Origin of the sequence: Salmonella sp. NW722 (genome assembly GCF_051702785.1) — a bacterium.
Lineage (GTDB): Bacteria > Pseudomonadota > Gammaproteobacteria > Enterobacterales > Enterobacteriaceae > Salmonella > Salmonella enterica.
Genome location: NZ_JAMMIN010000009.1, coordinates 87,411 through 106,113, shown reverse-complemented (window position 1 = coordinate 106,113; position 18,703 = coordinate 87,411). Strand labels below are relative to the sequence as shown.

Sequence of the window (18,703 nt, the reverse complement as noted above, 5' to 3'; positions counted from 1 at the left end):
GCGACGCAATGCGTCACCCAACATTCAAAGGCGCTCCCGGCCCCATTCACTACGGCACCCGGCACGAGCCTAAGCCCGAGGTCGTCGATTTTTCACGATTACAGGTTGTCTGGCCGGTCGTTTCGTTAAATGAACAGTAGACCTTATTGCTTTGACCTTCATCTTGCGACACATAATCCCAGGACGATGTCGTCGGCCATTGCAACGTGCCGATAACGCTCTGCAACGCTTTCAGATCGTCCAGCGAGGCCATATTTTCCTGCGATCCGCAAAGATGTGTCAGCGATGTTTCAACGTGCTCGGACTGATAATAATAGTTCGACGCCCAGTATTCGTTAGTCATCAGCCAGGTATACTGGGGCATGGCAGAGAGCTCGGCTTTCAGATACGGGCGGCGCAGCGTAACGCCGTTCACCTGCACGGTATCCGGCATATGACCCCAGTATGACGCATACGGCGTATCCGGGCTGGTTTGTACCGTAAAGATTGCATCCACACTCGCCGCCTCATCAAATTGATTCGCAAGCGCCGCCGTGACAGACGTTTTTAACCCCGACGATTTATCCTGAGTTAACGTAAACCGCAACTTACCGTCATCGCCAGTGAAGCCAGACCATTTTGTGCTGAGGCCATTCTGGTTATTAAACACCACTGCCGTACCCGCAGGTGCAACCGGCGTCAGCATCATATTCGCTGGCGAAGTTGTAAACGGAACCGGCTCGCCAATCACGCCGGGATCAATGTATTGCTTATCCACCGCACCGCGCGAATAAGCGTATCCACGCGTCAACAGTACGGCCACCCCGGCCTGCGGCTGCCCGTCGTCGTTAGTCACCGTTACCGTCATCGGTATCGTTTCGCCTTTTTTCGCCACGGCCGCTGATTTATCGGCGTTCCATGCGTCGGAAGAGAGCGCGATATTCAGCCCGCTGCGCGATGTTGTCAGGCAGAGTTGTAAGTAGTAGTTACCCGGGTTTTCCGACATGCTGTAGTTTTTCCCCGTCTTGAGATCTTTATACTGCCAGTAAAGGGTTGAGCCTTTCAGCAGGCTATCGCCAGCCCACCACCGCTTCCCGACGGGCAATCCAATATCGGTCGCCACCTTGCCGCTTGGGTGATCGTTGTACAGCGCCGTGAAATCATCTATCGCAGCCATCTGATTCATCGGACACCCACCGTAATTACCGGTATTAAAATTATTCACCATGATCCAGTATTCATTGGTTTCGAAATAGGTATCCGTGTGCGCCTCCGATGAGGGCTCGCCTACCACCAGCGGGCGCTTAAACTCCGCACCGTTGCTGGCGGTGAAGGTCTCCGGCATATGGCCGTACATGTTGGCCTTGTCGCTGTCCGGGCTGGTGAGGACGGTGAACACCACCGGCAGCGATGAGGTCGCCGTCGGCGTATCGTACAGACTCGCGGTCAGCAGGTTTTTCAACCCTATGCCGCCGGGTTCGGCAAGTGTCAGAGTCAGCGTACCGTCCGCGCCGGTGGTGCCGGTCAGAGCCGATGTGGCATAGTAAAACTGTTGCTGCGCACCGGCTAGCGGCGTCACCGTCATGTTGGTGCCGTTAGTGGCTACAAATTTATTATAGTCAGTGTTGCGCGGCGTCCCGGCGTCGCGTTTAAGCGAAAAAGCCGTATAAGGCATCGGGTTGCCCATCGCATCGGTAGTGGTGATGAGCAGCGGGATCGACTCGCTGTTTTTCGCCTTCACCGCCTGAATAGCGTCATCCATCGCCTGCGGGGAGGTGAGGGTGATCTGCGTGGCCTGCGGTATCGGCGTCCTGGCGCAAATTTGGTACTGCCAGACAGAGTTGGGCGAGCTGTTTTCTGACCGACGCGAACCATCAGCCAGATCGACTACGTAATAGAAGTCAACTTTTGCCCCGCTGGAGAGTGACGTCGAGTTCGATCCGCTCCAGTAAGAATAGTAGACCGGCCAGCCCTGGGCAGTATTTATCGTTCGGTTCGGGTATTTGCTGTAGAGCGAATCCAGCGCCTCAACGGCAGGGTAATAGCCCGCCGCGCAGCGGGCCGAATTTGCCCCTGTATTGGCTGGCCCATGAAAAATCGCCCAGGTTTCGTTGGTTTCTTGCTTAGTCGTAGTATTGTCCGTACTGGCCAGCTCAGCGTACAACAGCGGGCGCTGGTACACCGCGCCATCTGCCGCCGTCAGCGACGGCGCCATATGCCCCCACATGCGGGCGACGCTGACATCCGGGCTGGTGACGACGGTAAAGATGGTGTCGATGCTGGCGCTCACGGCGGCATTTTCATACAGCGTCGCGTTAATCGCGGTGCGGGTGCCGTGGGTGTCCGGGCGGGTAACACTAATAATGCGGGTGCCGTCAGGGCCGGTCTGCGACCCCATTTTAGTGGTGGTCCAGGCCAGCGATTCGCCGTCGATCACCACGGGCGTCACGATGCCTTGCATATCGTCGCCGTCCTGGGCGGTATACTTTTCGCCACGGCGATCGTAACCGTCGCCGCGGGTGAGCACAAACGGCGCTTCCGGGACCGGGTTGCCGCTGGCGTCCTTCACCGTCACCTTGAGCTGTAGGGTATCGCCCTTTTTCACTTTGACTGCATGCACGTCGCTGCCGTCGTACCACAGCGATGGATCGACCGGTTCAATGGTGATGGCGGCTGGTACCGGGTTGTCTCTGGCCAAACAACTGGCGTAAATGGAGTCGGTGCTGCCCGCGGAGACGTTACCATCCTTCAGCGCGATCAGTTTCCAGGTGGTGGCGCTCTGGTAGGTGGACGACCAGTAGTTAAGATAGACTGGCCAGCCCTGAATGCCGTTAATTTTGCCGCCACTGTTGGCGTTGTACAGCGCCTCAAGCTGGTCGATGCGCGGCAGGCGGTTCGCCGCGCAGCCGCCCGCATCCGGGTTGCTCGCCGCGTCGGTGTGGGCCACACGCGTCCAGGTCTCATTGCTCTCGTCCTGGGTACGCAGCGGGTTGCTCACTTCACCCGCCAGTTTGGGCCGCTCAAAGGTCCAGTCACCCACGGTAATTGTGTCGGCCATATGGCCCCACATTTTGGCTTTTGCCGTATCCGGGCTGGTGGCGACGGTAAACTTCACGCTGCGGGAAACCGGCGTATTGATGTATGAATGGATGGGCACGATGCTTAACTGTGTCAGCAACCCCACGCCCTTATCCTGGGTGAGGATAATGGTCGCATCGCCGTTGGCGTCGGTGATCCCCTGATAAACCTGTCCGGCAATGTAGCCGACGCCGTCAAACTGCATCTCGCCGTTGCTGGTATCGGTAAAACCGGTCGTCAGCCCGTCGCGCCGCCTGCCGTTCGCCATGGTGATGGTGAAGTCGGTATTGGCGATCGCCATGCCGTTAAGAGCGTTGCGCGAATGGATGTTCAGCTTAATCTGTTCACCCACTTTGGCGGTCATATCGGCGTTTTTGGTCGCCGGGTCGTCGTTGAAATAGACGTCCAGCACCGCCACCATTTCGTTGGCCGAGCAGGTCAGGTAGTTCGGCGTATCGGTAAATTTGCCGCTATCGCCGTTTTCGAGGTTGACGTGTACCGTCCCGGAGGCGTCATTGTCGGCGGCGATGAAATAATCTTCGGTCGGCCAGCCGTGTTCGCTTTCCATCTGTCCGCTCGGATGCTCGCTGTACAAATGCGCCAGCGACGACTGATCCGGCACCTGGCCGGTACCGCACTGCGCGGTGGCCGACGCCACGGAGTTAAATGTCGCCCACTGTTCGTTGTTTTCGTCGAACTGGCCGTCTTTATGGCTGGCCTCCACCGCCAGCAGCGGGCGTTTGTACAGGTTGCCCGCGTCCACCACGCCGCGCATATGGCCCCACATGTTGGCGCCGTCCACGTCCGGGCTGGTGATTACGGTGAAAATCACGCTAAAGGGCAGCTCGACGTTGCCGCCTTCGTCGTCCGGCATCACGATGCGGATAGGCGTTTCGACCCCCATACCGCTGTCGTGTTTTAACGTCAGATGCGCCTGGCCGTTAACGTCAGTCACGCCGGTATAGTGCTCCGGCGACGAGGCGCTCATGCCTTCGGAATCGACGGTGACCCGCAGGTTATCCCACGCGTCCTGATGCTCCCCTTTGCGGTTTTTCGCCGGGTCGATAAACAGCTCCATATAACGGTAAGGCAGCGGTTTTTGCGTGTCCCTGTCAACCACTGTCATCACCAGATCAATCGACTCCCCTACCCGCGCTTTATACGGCCCTTGCGGGGAGAGAGTAATCTGCGGGTGCGCCGCAGGCTGGGCTTTATCCACACAGCTGACCAGCAGCGTGTCGCTGTCGGCGGCCCTGGCAACCGACGCGCTGTTCATATGTACGGCAGCGTGGTAGCCGCTCATCTGATCTTTGGTCGACGACCAGTATTCGGCATCGTCCGTCGCCGGCCAGCCGGTGTACGTTGCCAGCGTGCTGTGCTCATGTCGCATCTGCACCAGTTGTTCGGCGTCCGGCAGAATATTGCAATGGTTATCGGCGCCGTTCCAGTCGAACAGCGCCCAGGTTTCGTTGGTATCGACGACGCTTTTGTCAGCGCCGCTCGCTTCCGCCGCCAGCTTCGGGCGGGTGAAGGTGTAGGTTATACCGTTCAGCGTCGCGGTAGCGCTCTCTATCATGTGGCCGTACATACTGGCCTTATCGCTGTCCGGACTGGTGATGGTGGTGAAAATGACGGCGGTTTCAGCCGTAAGCGCCGGGAAGTTGACCGAGCTGACAACCAGCGGCGTTTTGACGCCGGGGCCTTCCTTCTGGGTGACCACCACCGTGGCGTTGCCGTTGGCGTCAGTGACGCCGCGATATTCCGTTTGGGTGGTCGTAAGTTCGGTATCGCCAACGCGAACCGGGTTGGCATTGTTGACCACACCCTGGCGGTTTTCCGCATCTTTACGGCGGATAACAAACGGCGCGTTGCCTTCAGGCGTGCCGTCGCACGCTTTGGTGGTGATGGTGAGGGTGATGCTCTCCCCTACCTTCACTTTTGATGCCTCAAAAGCCGAATCAACGTGATCGCCGCTGACCGTAACCGGCGTGTCAGTGGCCGGTTTAATGTTGAGCGTCACTTTCGGGCTTAACAGCGGAATGGTCGCATAATTCGGCACCCCGGTATTCGTAAAGAGCCACAGCGCGGGAACGTTGGTTTCATCTTCCACCTGCGCCCAGGCCACCAGCTGTCGCCCGGCGAGGTTTTGGGCGCAAAAGGTCAGGTTCGGAACCGGCTGCGGCGAGAGCGGCGTGTCGGGCGTGGCGGCATCGGCCCATACCAGCCCCATGGCGGGCGGCTGGCGGTTTTCCCAGGCGATGGTGGGCGGATCGCTAAAGAGATCACCTTCGGTATCGGTGGAATTGACCGCCTGCATCGAGGTTGAGGTAGCATCCGCGCTAAAATCGCGCGGCATGGCGCTGAATTCAATATCGTGGGTTTTGCTCGGGTCAAGCAACGTACTGCCCTGATACAGGGGGATAATGGCCCCGTCGGCCAGCGGCGCGGTGCCGTTAACCGCGCCGGTCGTCGAGTTCAGCTCTTGCCAGGTTCCGCCCTTCAATAGCGCCTGCGCAGGCGCGATCGACGCTGCAAACATGACCAGTAATGTCAGTAAGAAATGTACAACTTTATTCACTTGCCGATTCCTGTCCATGAGCGATAGCCACCCGTTTTCATTCTCTGTCGTAATTCAACCCACTTTGCTTAGCGCGCGGCTAAGCAAAGTGCGCGGAAAATACCACTCCCCGCGGGGAGTGGTATGTTGAGGACAACTTATTTGCGTTTGTAGTCGATGGACAAACCAAAGCCCTGGACACCGTCGCTACCCACGGTAACGCCGCCTTCCGCACCCTCGAACGCTGCTTTCGCTTCGACGTTGGTGACAGGGATGACAAGGTCTTTATCGTTCCAGCTTTCGTTGACAATACCGCCGGTACCAGTACCTGCAATTTTACTGGTGCCGACGAATTTCCAGCGGTAGTCGTACTGGCTGGTAACCTCTTCACCGGTATCGTATTTACCTGCCGTACCACCCTCTTTATCTTTCCACAACAGAACTTTATAAGTTGTGTTGGTTTTGAGCGGAGTAGAGGTACCCAGCAGGTTGGTGGTTGAGCCAGACTCGTAGATAACCACATGGACGTTTTCATCCACCACCGGACCTTCCGGAATTTCGTCATCATCCGAACCACCACCCGCATCGGTCGACAGGTCTTTCAACAGCAGTTCGGTTGCCACGGCAGGGTCACCGGTGGTGGTGGTTGGCGTGATTTTGATACCGATATAATGGTCTGCGTCACTCGCCTGAATTTCATAGGTATCGCTACCTTTGGTGCCAATCTCTTCGGGATTGCTACCATTCTGGTCGCTGTATCTCATCCACTGCACCGTCTGTTTCGTGGCGGCGTTGTTGGCGTCAAGGTCGCCTTCCGTATCGCCAATCACCCAGTTCACCGTGACCTTATCGCCAACGTGAAACTGCTTATCGCCTTCGGTCACAACGGTACGATCGCCGCGATCGATAGTTACCGTTACGTGATCTTTGTCGGTATCCGCAGTTTTATCCGCCGCGCGGGTAATCCACGGCACCGTACCCTGAATGGTACCCGTCTGTTCAGAGACAATCTGCCACTGCCCCGATTTCAGATTACCGTTTGCCGCCACCGCTGGCGCGGCGCAATATCCGGCAACTACTAATGCTAAAGCGGCCTTCGTCAGCCGCCGTTTTACTGTTGCTTGCATTCAGACTCTCCTTTTTCTCCAAATTCAGCGGCTGGCTGGTCAGCCATAACGCTGACGCTATTTCTGGCTATACGTAACGCGTATGCCGTAACCCTGAACGCCATCTTCCTCATTGGCGGCAAACTTCTGCGCCGCCTCTTTATTGGTTACTGGCAGGACAAGATCTTCATTCATGGTGTTGGCCAACGCGCCGGTATGTCCGTTTGTACTCTGCCCGGTAAACTCCCACTGGTAGTCGTACAGCGCCATCTCTTCTTCCGTGAGCTGCTCGGACATCTGAAAAACATTGTCTTTATTTTTGTCGCGCCACAGCAGGAAACGGTAAGCATTATTGACCGTAGGGTGCTTATCTTCTTTGCCGATAAGGTTGACAGGGTTAGCGGCTTTGACCTGATAAATCACCGCATTCAGCGCGCTCAGGTTGTCGCCGATAAAAGTGACATCAACGTAGTTACTGTCGCCATAGGCGTCTGCTTTCGCCTTCCAGCGGAAAGTGCCCGGCAGGGTGCTGGAAAGCGTCACCGTCCCCGCTTCTTTATCACGGCTGGCAATAAACACGCAGGGGGTTTCCGTGGTGCAGGGCGTCTGGGCCAGGGTGACTTTTTTATCATTGCTGTCGTACAACTCAGGCGTCATGGCATCGTCCACCAGTTCGTTACCATTGCGATCCGTGGAGTCGCCAAAGGAATCGGTGATCAGCAGATCCATCACCACGCCGTCTTCGCCATCGGCCAGCGCGCTGGCTTCATGGCTGTGATCGCTGCGATCGGTATCGGCAATGTTGTCGACGATCAGCTCAATTTTGCGATCCTGCTGGACGGTGATTTCCACCACGCCGGAGTTCTGCTTATTGCCCTTTTCGTCTTCCAGCGTCATGCGTACTTTCCAGGTGTTCAGGGCGGTGCGCTGCTCTTCGGTATCGGCGTTAACCCAGGCAGGAAGCACCAGATTCCAGCTGTTATTGTTGCCTTCGGTTAACGCATTAGCTTTTACTACCGGCATCACCAGCGTACGGGCGGCGTTGTTTTTCGCCTGCCAGGAAGCAGAAATAATTTTGTAATGGTGGTTAATCAGCGCGTTGACCGTCCACTTACATTTCTCCAGCCCCACCGCGGCCTCAGGCGTATCTTCAATCACGCATTCCGGGTGTTCGTTGGTGGCGTCAGCCTTCAGCCACAACGTGACGTCCAGCGGATCTTTCTCGCGATATTCGAGAATGATGAAATTATTGCGATCAACAAAATCGGTGCGGCTGCCCATTAAGGAGTGCTGAATTTTAACGTTTTCCGGATCGAGTTGCGCCGCCAGCGGCGTGCCTATCTGGTAGTTCACGGTCGCGTTAACGCTAAAATCGTTACTATCGCCAGTACCGGCTTTGTAATCCGTACCAACCGTGACCAGCGGTACCGGCGTATATTCCAGCCCCAAAGTGACGGCATGAGGATCTTTTTGCAGATTATCGGTGCCAAACAGCGCTACTTCATCGCCGTAGTACTGTTCGTAAACTAATTTAGCGCCAAGCTGCGGATAAAACGGCAGCCAGCTTTCCATGCAGATATCCCAGCCGCGCGCGGGTCGTTCTTCATAAAAGTCGAAATCTTCGGAGTCTTTCCAGTCAGAAAGAGGATGGTAATAGTTGCCGGAGAATTTCAGGTAATCTGTCCAGGCTTCGGTTCCCAGACCTAATCGACGGTGACCGCGCGTAAAATCGTAGTCATAGAATGCGTTGCCGCCAAGCAGCCAGTTGCCGACGTTCTGGCGCACGCCAAGCCCAAAGTTACCAATGGTGCGGTCTTCCTTACGCTGAGCCGAAATCTGGCTAAAGAAAAGCGTGCTCTGATTGTCATACCAGGGAATAAAATAATCCAGCGAACTGCCGTCCAGATCGCCGCCTTCGCCTACGGTGAGGCTGGTACGGATCTTGCCATAAGGTGACATTACGCCTTCAAGATATGACTGTGCTGAGGAAGTGATTTGGTTTTGCAAATAGCTACGCGCCTGGGATTCCAGCGCTTCCGGGGTGAGATTATCAAAGCCCTGGGTGGCGGAATTAATAAAGTAGTCAGCGCCCTGTTCTTTAAAGGACTTTCCTTTATTTTCCTGTTCTTCTTTTTTGGCGGATTCGCTGGCTAAATCAGGCAAGGAGGAGTGGCTTTCATCATTTGCAGATACAGAGTTATCTGCGCCGGAAGCCGCAACCGATACTCCAGACACTAATAGCAAAACCAGAATGCGAATCCTTCGCACCATATGATATCCCTGTCGTTAAATAAACACGCCTCGATGAAAAGATATTATATGGATGATTCAGATGGAATCATAACTAACAGACCTAAATATATTCCTAAAAAGAAAAGTTTAATATGAAACAGACTTATAATATTGATATAATAAATAAAAAGAAGGCTGTTATTTATTTCTAATATTAATTTTTGGGAATAATATTCTCTATAAATAATTGAATCAATAAAAAGAATAAAATAGCCGTCGGGCAGGAGACTATGCTGATATTACGGGAGTATCGAATAACGCTTTTGCCCTTAGCCGAATAAGACGTCGGCGCCTCTGCTCTGCGGCGCAACGTCGACAGCGGTTTTATTGATCGGAAATGACGAAGTTAACCCGTTTTTTTGAAATTAAACCATGACCGTTCTGGCAAAAATAGTCCACTGCGCCGCAGGCTTTCAAAACCTGTAACGGCTGGCGGCAGTCAGGACACATTGCCTGTAACGAGAAATCTTTAGCGCATGTCTCGCAATGCGCTGTATCGCCATTGCGCTCCAGCGCGTGATGGCAAACGGGGCAGGTTATTTCCATAACATTCTCCTCAGGCGCGTGACTCACTTTTACTTGAAAGGCCTGATAGCGCAGCGCTTGTCAGGCCTGGAATATTACTGAAAAAGCATTACTTGCTTTTCTTGATATGTTTCATCAGACGCTTACGTTTGCGCATTTGCGTTGGCGTCAGTGTGTTACGCTTGTTCGCATATGGGTTCTCCCCTTCTTTAAACTGAATGCGAATCGGCGTCCCCATCACTTCCAACGACTTGCGGAAGTAGTTCATCAGATAGCGCTTATAGGAGTCTGGCAGATCTTTTACCTGGTTGCCGTGAATCACCACAATCGGCGGGTTATAGCCGCCAGCGTGGGCATATTTCAGTTTCACACGGCGACCGCGCACCAGCGGCGGCTGATGATCTTCTACCGCCATCGTCATGATACGGGTCAGCATCGCAGTGCTCACCCGGCGAGTGGAACTGTCGTAAGCCTCGCGTACGGACTCAAACAGGTTGCCGACGCCGCTGCCGTGTAGCGCAGAGATAAAATGAACGCGGGCAAAATCAATAAAGCCCAGACGGAAATCCAGCGTCTCTTTCACCTGCTCTTTGACTTCCTGGCTCAGGCCATCCCATTTGTTGACTACGATAACGAGTGAGCGCCCACTATTGAGGATAAAGCCCAGCAGAGACAAATCCTGGTCGGAGATCCCCTCGCGCGCATCGATGACCAACAGTACGACGTTAGCGTCTTCAATCGCCTGCAACGTTTTAATCACCGAGAACTTTTCTACCGCATCGGTGATTTTTCCGCGCTTACGCACCCCCGCCGTGTCAATCAGCACATATTCCCGTTCGTCGCGTTCCATCGGGATATAAATGCTGTCGCGAGTGGTGCCCGGCATGTCGTATACCACCACGCGCTCTTCACCGAGAATACGGTTAGTGAGTGTGGACTTACCTACGTTCGGGCGACCGACAATCGCCAGCTTTATCGGCAGGCTTTGCGGGTCAAAATCATCTTCCGGCGCTTCTTCGCCATTTTGTTCCGCCTCGAACTGCGCCCAGTATTCCGCGTCTTCATCCACCTCTTCCTGCGGCGCGACATCATCCATCCACGGCAGAAGCACATGTTCCAGCAGGCTCAATACGCCGCGACCATGTGAGGCGGCGATAGGGTAAATTTCGCCTAATCCCAGCGAGTAAAAATCGACAACCGCCTGATCGGGATCGAGACCATCCGTTTTATTCGCCACCAGGAAGGTCGGTTTTTCACGGGAACGCAGATGTTTGGCAATCGCTTCATCCGCTGGCATCAGGCCAGCGCGCGCATCTACCATGAATAACACTACATCCGCTTCTTCAATCGCCAGCAGCGACTGTTCCGCCATCCGCGTTTCGACGCCATCTTCGGTGCCGTCAATACCGCCGGTGTCGATACAGATAAACTCGCGGCCTTCAACCTCCGCACGACCGTACTTACGGTCACGAGTCAGACCCGGGAAATCCGCAACCAGCGCATCTCGGGTGCGGGTCAGACGGTTAAATAGCGTGGATTTTCCGACGTTAGGGCGCCCGACAAGCGCGACCACAGGTACCATGTTTAAAGCCTCATTAAAAAAATCATCAGACAACGCGCGCATTTTGCGCCATTGTTAAAAACAGGAAAACGGCCCCTACACCAGGAGCCGTTTTTTAAAACGCACAACCGTGACGATTAACGCGTAATCGCGTAGACCGTACCGTCTTTGGCCTGGATGAGCAGTTTACCATCCGCCACCGTCGGTTCGGTCAGAAAACCGGAACTGTCTACTTTTTGTTGGGCCACGAAACGCCCGTCATCAACATTAATCCAGTGCAGATAACCTTCGCTATCGCCGACGACTAAATCACCATTATACAGCACCGGGGAGGTCAGCAAACGGTGCAGCAGATCGCTTTGCGTCCACAGCGTTACGCCGCCGTCAGTGGTCAGCGCCAGCACGCGATCGTTCTGATCGACCAGGTAGATACGGTCGCCGTCGACGATAAAGTCATTGACCGAACCCAGCTCGCGTTTCCACATAATCTGACCACTGCGCAGATCCAGCGCCGTTAAGTTACCATTATACGCCAACGCGTAAACGACGCCGTTTACCACAACCGGCGTGGTATCAACGTCGCTCAGACGGTCAATTTCCGTTGGGCCAGTGGCCTGGGAGATACGCTGTTGCCAAATCATCTGGCCTTGTTGCATCAACACGGCGCTGACGCGGCCATTGTCGCCACCAACGATAGCCGCGCCGAACGCGGTTGCCGGCGCAGATTCGCCGCGCAGCGACAGCGAAGGCATATCCAGGTTCACCGTCCATTTAATAGCGCCATCCGCCTGATTTAGCGCCTGCAACTGACCGTTGCTGGTATGGATAAGGACGATTCCATCACTGACAACCGGGCGAGACAACGCTTCGCCTGCGACCTTCGTCTGCCATGCTGTGGTGCCGTCGCTGGTATTCAGCGCATAAACCTCGGCCTTTTCACTGCCGATATAGACGTGACCGCCCGCGACCGTGACGCCGCCGGACAACAGCGCGGACGAACGAGAGAACCAGCCGTCTTTTTCGCCCAGATTCACAGACCAGATCTCTTTGCCATCATCCGCATTGAGCGCTTTTACCACGCCCGCGCGATCGGCTGCATAGACCACGTTATCTGCCATTACCGGATGAAGGTTAGAATAAAATTCGCCAATTCCGTTACCGACAGAGGTGCTCCAGACAGTGGTCGGGGTAAACTGGTTTTCAACCTGCGGTAATGGAGACATCTTGACGACATCTTCTTCGCCGCTAAACAGTGAACAGCCGCTGAGCAGGGTAACGGAAAGCAACCCTGGCAGAAGTAATTTACGCAATTGCATCGGGTCCCTCTCAGATGGACAAATTATTGATTTTCATCTGCATCATTTCGCTCAACGCCGGAGAAGCATCGCTATTGACGCCCGCTTCCCATGCGCTGCGCGCGCCTTTTTTATCACCCTTACTCAGCAACGCTTCGCCGCGCAAATCAGCGACAATGGCCGTCCATCCTTCGCCTTTAACGGCATCCAGAGTTTTCAGCGCGGCATCAGCTTGCTTAAGCTGTAACTGAACGCGAGCGAGACGCAGATTAATCACCGCTTTGAGATTTTCATCGCTGGTGGCCGCCAACCCCTGCTGCAACTGGGCTTCGGCTTTTTTAAGTTCATTCTTATCCACAAACTGCTGCGCCAGTTCCATAGACGCCAGCGCACCATAGGTATTTTTATTCTCAGCCGCGAATTTTTCAGCGGCGGGAATGCTATCCGGCTTATCGGCGCTTACCGCCGTCACCGCATTTTGATACGCCAGAGAAGCAGCACGCGCGGACTCCGTCTGATGGCTGCTCCAGTAACGCCAGCCAACCAGCGCGCCAACCCCTAAAATCACTCCGACAGCCAGCGCTTTGCCGTTTTCGGCAAAGAAGCGTTTAATCGCATCCACCTGGTCGTGTTCGTTCTCGTAAATTTCCACGCTGTCCTTCTCCTTAGCCCAATAAAGTGCGCAAATGCGCGGCGACGCTGTCCTGCGCCACTGCCGTTTGCTCACCGGAGCGCAAATCCTTCACTACAACAGTCCCATCGGCGACTTCAGATTCGCCAAGAACCAGTGCAATACGGGCGCCCCACTTATCGGCGCGGGCAAACTGTTTCTTAAAGTTGCCGCCGCCGTGGTTTGTCATTAGCTTCACGCCTGGCATTTCATCGCGCAGCCGCTCCGCCAGCGTCATTGCCGCAGACTGCGTTTGTGCGCCGGCAGCTACCAGGTATATATCGACAACAGGAGAGGCAATAAATTCCGGATTAACTGCCTGAACTAACAAAACAAGTCGTTCCAGGCCCATCGCAAAGCCCACTGCCGGGGTAGCGCGACCGCCCAGTTGTTCAACCAGACCGTCATAACGACCACCCGCACAGACGGTGCCTTGTGACCCCAGACTGTTTGTTACCCATTCAAATACGGTGCGGTTGTAGTAATCCAGACCGCGTACCAGACGCTGGTTGACGGTGTAGGCAATCCCCGCCGCGTCCAGCAATTTACACAGGCCGGCAAAGTGCTCGCGTGAATCGTCATCGAGATAGTCGCCGAGAGCGGGCGCGTCGTTGAGCAGCGCCTGCACGTCCGGATTTTTTGAATCCAGCACGCGCAGCGGATTGGTATACATACGGCGTTTGCAGTCTTCGTCCAGCGTCTCTTGATGCTGTTCGAGGAACGCGACCAGCGCATCGCGATAGTTCGCACGCGCCTCTAAGGAACCAATAGAGTTCAGCTCCAGGCTAACGTGGTCAGCGATGCCCAGCGCGCGCCACCAGCGTGCGGTCAGCATAATCAGCTCCGCGTCAATATCCGGGCCTTGTAAGCCGAAGACTTCGGCGCCTAGCTGATGGAACTGACGGTAGCGGCCTTTTTGCGGACGCTCATGACGGAACATCGGGCCGATATACCACAAACGCTGTTCCTGATTGTACAGGAGACCATGTTCGATGCCGGCGCGTACACAGCCCGCCGTACCTTCAGGGCGCAATGTCAGGCTATCGCCGTTGCGATCCTCAAAGGTGTACATCTCTTTTTCAACTACGTCAGTAACTTCACCGATCGCGCGTTTGAATAACGGGGTCTGCTCTACAATCGGCAAGCGGATTTCACTGTAACCGTAGCTGCCGAGCACGTTTTTGAGTGTGCCTTCAATGCGCTGCCAGATGGCGGTTTCGCCAGGCAGATAATCGTTCATGCCGCGAATGGCTTGAATGTTTTTTGCCACGTTTATTCTCTTTCTGAATATAAAAATGAACCCTCAGCGCTTCCCCGAACGAACCGGGAGCCATGCGGGTTCAATCATACACGGGAAGCGCGCCGCTTCCCATCACGTTCTTATTTTTCAACCTGCAGCACGTCAATCCGACGCGCTTCATCAAGTTGACTTGCTTTCGCGCGAATACGGGATTCAAGCTGCGCGATCATATCGTCGTTATCGAGTCTGTCCTTACGCACGCCGTCTTCATACAGGCCGCTTTTCTTATTGCCGCCCGTCACGCCCAGCGTCGATACCAGCGCTTCGCCCGGCCCGTTCACTACGCAACCGATGATCGAGACGTCCATCGGGGTGATGATATCTTCCAGACGTTGCTCCAGCGCGTTCACCGTGCCGATAACGTCGAACTCCTGGCGAGAACAGGTCGGGCAAGCGATGAAATTGATGCCGCGCGCGCGAATGCGCAGCGACTTCAGGATATCAAAACCGACTTTGATCTCTTCCACCGGGTCGGCCGCCAACGATACGCGCAGCGTGTCGCCGATGCCTTCCGATAACAGCAGACCTAAACCGATCGCCGACTTGACCGCCCCGCTACGCGCGCCGCCCGCTTCGGTGATCCCCAGATGCAGCGGCTGATCGATCTGTTTAGCCAACAAACGATAAGACTCAACGGCAAGGAATACATCGGACGCTTTTACGCTCACTTTGAACTGATCAAAGTTGAGACGATCGAGATGATCGACATGGCGCATGGCTGATTCCAGCAGCGCCTGCGGCGTCGGCTCACCGTATTTTTCCTGCAGATCTTTTTCCAGCGATCCGGCATTTACGCCGATACGAATAGGGATGTTTTTGTCGCGCGCGCAGTCCACCACCATACGAATACGTTCTTCGTTACCGATATTGCCGGGGTTGATACGCAAGCAGTCAACGCCGTATTCCGCCACCTTCAGCGCAATGCGGTAGTCGAAGTGAATATCGGCAACCAGCGGAACTGAAACCTGCTGTTTGATAAGTTTAAACGCTTCGGCGGCGTCCATGGTCGGTACAGAAACACGAACAATATCTGCGCCAACGCGCTCCAGCGCTTTGATCTGATTAGCCGTCGCTTCCACGTCAGTGGTACGCGTGTTAGTCATCGACTGGACGGCGATAGGGGCACCATCGCCAATCGGCACATTCCCAACGTAAATACGTGTCGATTTTCTACGTTGAATCGGAGCCTGGTTATGCATGAAAAACCTCCCGCGTTACCCGTCTGTTACTGCGCCGGTGTCGGTTCGGCATTAAGGGTCAGACGCGCAACCTGATTAGTTCTGATAAAGCGGCTCAGATCGACAGGTTTTCCTTGATACTGGATCTGCACCGCGGCCGGCGCGCCAATTTTAAGTTTATAAGGCGCCTGACCGGTTAGGTTTAAATTACCATCTTTACGCTGCATACCGCTAAACAGCTTCTTACCCGTGGCGTCAGTGACTTCGAGCCAGCAGTCAGCGGTAAAATTCATCACCAGCGCGTTCGGATCGGCAGCAGGCGCCGCTACGCCAGCCTGACTGGTCGGCAGCGCGGACGGCGTCTCCGTTGCCGCTGGCGCGGCAGATGTCGCAGCCGTATCGACATTCGCCTGCGAAGGCGCGACTACCGTATTTTGCGTCGCCGCCGCCGTTGGCGCTGGCGTTTGCGTCGCCGCCGTCGAATCAACCGGCGTCGCAGGAGCCGGAGCCGTTTGCGCTGGCGTCGTATCCTGGCTTGTCGCGGCACCGGTGTCCAGCGGTACGCTTTGGCCGCTGTCTTTATCTGCGTTCAGTTCAGCCGTGCTTTGATCGGCCATTGTCGTGATCTCTTCCTGCTGCGCCTTATGGTTCTGCCACCACCAGGCGCCGGTCAGCCCTACGACCACAAACAGTACCAGCCAGGTAAAAGACATTAACCAGCCGTCGCGTTTTTTACGACGCTTTCCTAATGAGAAACTCTGCATCGGGGCGACTTTGGCGGCGCGCAGCGGGGCCTGCTTTTCCAGCCCCGGCAGCAGTTCCTCTTCTGGAACATGCACCAGACGCGCATATGAGCGGATATATCCGCGCAGGAAGGTTGAAGCAAGATCGGACGGCGCCTTATCTTCTTCAATATCGCGTACCGTAGAAACCTTCAGGCAAAGTCGCTCAGCGACAGCCTGCTGGCTGAGTCCGAGTTGTTCACGGGCATTGCGCAGACGAACGCCGGTGGTTTGTGCTTCATTTTGGTCGTGCGTGGCTTCAGTATTCATTCGCTACAGCTACAGGTACGTGTAAATTAGGATTCAGGCGCCGACGAGCCGTAATGCCCGCCCACACCGCGAAACATCAGGTTAGTTAACCTTAGTCAGACAGTATAAGCCTGTCAGGCCGCAGATGACAAAACCGCTAAGACACAAGGCTAAACTCTTGTTGCACCATTACATACTGCCTTAAAGTCGACAAAAACGCACCGTTATTATTGACCAGACAAGTACAACGCCAGACATTATTCAACTGACATTGCGCCACGGTATAATGAATGCCCCGTGGCGCAACTGCTATCAAATAGCCTTGATGTCAATCACCTCTCCCTGCATACGCTTACGCAGAGTACGTTTAGTACGGTCAATCACATCGCCTGCCAACTGTCCGCATGCCGCATCAATGTCATCGCCACGCGTCTTGCGTACGATGGTCGTGAAACCATAACTCATCAAAACTTTAGAAAAGCGATCGATACGGCTGTTAGAGCTGCGGCCATACGGCGCGCCAGGGAACGGGTTCCACGGAATCAGATTAATCTTACAAGGCGTCTCTTTTAGTAGCTCCGCCAGTTGATGCGCGTGTTCAGTGCCGTCGTTAACGTGGTCAAGCATTACGTATTCAATCGTCACGCGCCCCTGATTGGCGTTGGATTTCTCCAGATAGCGGCGAACCGCGCCCAGGAACGTTTCGATATTGTATTTTTTGTTGATCGGGACGATTTCGTCGCGAATAGTGTCATTCGGCGCATGTAAGGAGATAGCCAGCGCGACATCTATCATATCGCCCAGTTTATCCAGAGCAGGCACCACGCCGGACGTTGAGAGCGTGACGCGGCGTTTGGACAGGCCGAAACCAAAGTCATCGAGCATAATTTCCATTGCCGGTACGACATTGGTCAGGTTAAGCAATGGCTCGCCCATCCCCATCATGACCACGTTGGTGATCGGACGCTGGCCGGTGACTTTGGCCGCGCCGACGATTTTCGCCGCACGCCAGACCTGACCGATAATTTCCGATACGCGCAGGTTGCGGTTAAAGCCCTGCTGCGCAGTTGAACAAAATTTGCACTCCAGCGCGCATCCTACCTGTGAAGAGACACACAGCGTAGCGCGGTCGTCCTCCGGGATATAGACCGTTTCAACGCGCTGATCGCCGACAGCAATCGCCCACTTGATGGTGCCGTCTGAGGAACGCTGCTCTTCAACGACCTCCGGCGCGCGGATTTCCGCGACCTCTTTTAATTTGCCGCGCAACACTTTGTTGATGTCGGTCATCTCATCAAAATTATCGCAGCAATAGTGATACATCCATTTCATCACCTGATCGGCGCGGAAAGGCTTTTCACCTAAGTTTTTAAAAAACTCGCGCATCTGCTGACGGTTGAGATCCAGCAGGTTGATTTTTGTTTCGTTGTTAAGAACTACCGGGGTACTGCTTTCAGGTGTGACAATTTGTTCAGACATATGCTATTCCGGCCTCGTTATTACACGTTATGGCCCCTGGAGGGTTGAAAAAAGAAACGCCCCGGTAAGCTTACTGCTCGTCCGGGGGCGCTGCATTGTACAAATTCTGGCGTAAGGATGCCACGTCTGCACGCGGCATTAGCAAAAATAATATTTGAACCGATAATTTATCGCCAACGCATTTACAGCGTGAAAGACGAAGGAGATTAACGGGTGCGCGGGCACACTTCGCCTTCACCGAAGAAAAAGGCGATTTCGCGCTGCGCGGATTCCAGCGAATCCGAACCGTGGGTGCCGTTTTCAGTTAAGCTATCAGCGTAGTCGGCGCGCAGCGTACCCGCCAACGCGTTCGCCGGATTGGTGGCGCCAAGCAGATCGCGGTGACGCTGTACCGCATTTTCACTTTCCAGCACGGATACCACGATAGGGCCAGAGGTCATGAACTCCACCAGACCGTCAAAGAACGGCTTGCCGTCGTGCTCAGCATAGAAGCCGCGCGCCTGCTCAACGGTCAGGTGCAGCATTTTAGTGCCAACAATTTTGAACCCTGCAGCTTCAAAGCGCGCAAAGATGCTGCCAATAACGTTTTTTGCCACCGCGTTGGGTTTAATGATGGAAAAAGTCCGTTCAATAGCCATGTTTACCTCTGAAA

At 54.8% G+C, this 18,703-nt stretch carries 12 protein-coding genes; all 12 read right to left on the bottom strand.

The window, feature by feature from the left end; all coding sequences use genetic code 11:
- Positions 1-49: 49 nt before the first annotated feature.
- The 12 genes from ratA to ndk all read right to left on the bottom strand — a co-directional run bounded on the left by ratA (position 50) and on the right by ndk (position 18,689).
- Positions 50-5,653 carry a DUF823/DUF824 repeat adhesin RatA gene (ratA, locus tag NA330_RS19925; RefSeq protein ID WP_071786994.1) on the bottom strand — a complete coding sequence of 1,868 codons (5,604 nt, stop codon included), beginning with the start codon at positions 5,651-5,653 and terminating at the stop codon, positions 50-52.
- Between the two features lie 119 nt (positions 5,654-5,772).
- Complete coding sequence (locus tag NA330_RS19920; protein WP_023241629.1) at positions 5,773-6,741, bottom strand: SinI family autotransporter-associated protein; 969 nt, start codon at positions 6,739-6,741, stop codon at positions 5,773-5,775.
- Positions 6,742-6,798: 57 nt separating this feature from the next.
- Positions 6,799-8,991 (bottom strand): intimin-like inverse autotransporter SinH, encoded by a 2,193-nt coding sequence (gene sinH / locus NA330_RS19915; protein WP_023241630.1) that lies wholly within the window; start codon positions 8,989-8,991, stop codon positions 6,799-6,801.
- Positions 8,992-9,336: 345 nt separating this feature from the next.
- A complete protein-coding gene (locus NA330_RS19910) occupies positions 9,337-9,558 on the bottom strand; it encodes a zinc ribbon domain-containing protein (RefSeq protein ID WP_000406469.1) in 222 nt (73 codons plus the stop codon).
- A gap of 88 nt (positions 9,559-9,646) precedes the next feature.
- Positions 9,647-11,119 carry a ribosome biogenesis GTPase Der gene (gene der, locus NA330_RS19905; RefSeq protein WP_000249411.1) on the bottom strand — a complete coding sequence of 491 codons (1,473 nt, stop codon included), beginning with the start codon at positions 11,117-11,119 and terminating at the stop codon, positions 9,647-9,649.
- A 116-nt stretch (positions 11,120-11,235) separates the two neighbouring features.
- Positions 11,236-12,414 carry an outer membrane protein assembly factor BamB gene (bamB, locus tag NA330_RS19900; protein WP_001177072.1) on the bottom strand — a complete coding sequence of 393 codons (1,179 nt, stop codon included), beginning with the start codon at positions 12,412-12,414 and terminating at the stop codon, positions 11,236-11,238.
- Between the two features lie 10 nt (positions 12,415-12,424).
- Positions 12,425-13,045, bottom strand: coding sequence for a YfgM family protein (locus tag NA330_RS19895; protein ID WP_000409190.1), 621 nt, complete (start codon positions 13,043-13,045; stop codon positions 12,425-12,427).
- Between the two features lie 13 nt (positions 13,046-13,058).
- A complete protein-coding gene (hisS, locus tag NA330_RS19890; RefSeq protein WP_001107139.1) occupies positions 13,059-14,333 on the bottom strand; it encodes a histidine--tRNA ligase in 1,275 nt (424 codons plus the stop codon).
- 110 nt (positions 14,334-14,443) lie between these two features.
- A complete protein-coding gene (gene ispG / locus NA330_RS19885) occupies positions 14,444-15,562 on the bottom strand; it encodes a flavodoxin-dependent (E)-4-hydroxy-3-methylbut-2-enyl-diphosphate synthase (protein ID WP_023241631.1) in 1,119 nt (372 codons plus the stop codon).
- 26 nt (positions 15,563-15,588) lie between these two features.
- Positions 15,589-16,593 carry a cytoskeleton protein RodZ gene (gene rodZ / locus NA330_RS19880; RefSeq protein ID WP_001090890.1) on the bottom strand — a complete coding sequence of 335 codons (1,005 nt, stop codon included), beginning with the start codon at positions 16,591-16,593 and terminating at the stop codon, positions 15,589-15,591.
- Positions 16,594-16,884: 291 nt separating this feature from the next.
- Positions 16,885-18,051, bottom strand: coding sequence for a bifunctional tRNA (adenosine(37)-C2)-methyltransferase TrmG/ribosomal RNA large subunit methyltransferase RlmN (locus tag NA330_RS19875; protein ID WP_000003206.1), 1,167 nt, complete (start codon positions 18,049-18,051; stop codon positions 16,885-16,887).
- A gap of 206 nt (positions 18,052-18,257) precedes the next feature.
- Positions 18,258-18,689, bottom strand: coding sequence for a nucleoside-diphosphate kinase (gene ndk / locus NA330_RS19870; protein WP_000963846.1), 432 nt, complete (start codon positions 18,687-18,689; stop codon positions 18,258-18,260).
- Positions 18,690-18,703: the final 14 nt, after the last annotated feature.

What these genes read in the sequence shown, in the direction of transcription:
- ratA (WP_071786994.1), bottom strand. Translation starts at nt 5,653, where the DNA reads ATGGACAGGAATCGGCAAGTGAATAAAGTTGTACATTTCTTACTGACA.
- NA330_RS19920 (WP_023241629.1), bottom strand. Translation starts at nt 6,741, where the DNA reads ATGCAAGCAACAGTAAAACGGCGGCTGACGAAGGCCGCTTTAGCATTA.
- sinH (WP_023241630.1), bottom strand. Translation starts at nt 8,991, where the DNA reads ATGGTGCGAAGGATTCGCATTCTGGTTTTGCTATTAGTGTCTGGAGTA.
- NA330_RS19910 (WP_000406469.1), bottom strand. Translation starts at nt 9,558, where the DNA reads ATGGAAATAACCTGCCCCGTTTGCCATCACGCGCTGGAGCGCAATGGC.
- der (WP_000249411.1), bottom strand. Translation starts at nt 11,119, where the DNA reads ATGGTACCTGTGGTCGCGCTTGTCGGGCGCCCTAACGTCGGAAAATCC.
- bamB (WP_001177072.1), bottom strand. Translation starts at nt 12,414, where the DNA reads ATGCAATTGCGTAAATTACTTCTGCCAGGGTTGCTTTCCGTTACCCTG.
- ispG (WP_023241631.1), bottom strand. Translation starts at nt 15,562, where the DNA reads ATGCATAACCAGGCTCCGATTCAACGTAGAAAATCGACACGTATTTAC.
- rodZ (WP_001090890.1), bottom strand. Translation starts at nt 16,593, where the DNA reads ATGAATACTGAAGCCACGCACGACCAAAATGAAGCACAAACCACCGGC.
- NA330_RS19875 (WP_000003206.1), bottom strand. Translation starts at nt 18,051, where the DNA reads ATGTCTGAACAAATTGTCACACCTGAAAGCAGTACCCCGGTAGTTCTT.
- ndk (WP_000963846.1), bottom strand. Translation starts at nt 18,689, where the DNA reads ATGGCTATTGAACGGACTTTTTCCATCATTAAACCCAACGCGGTGGCA.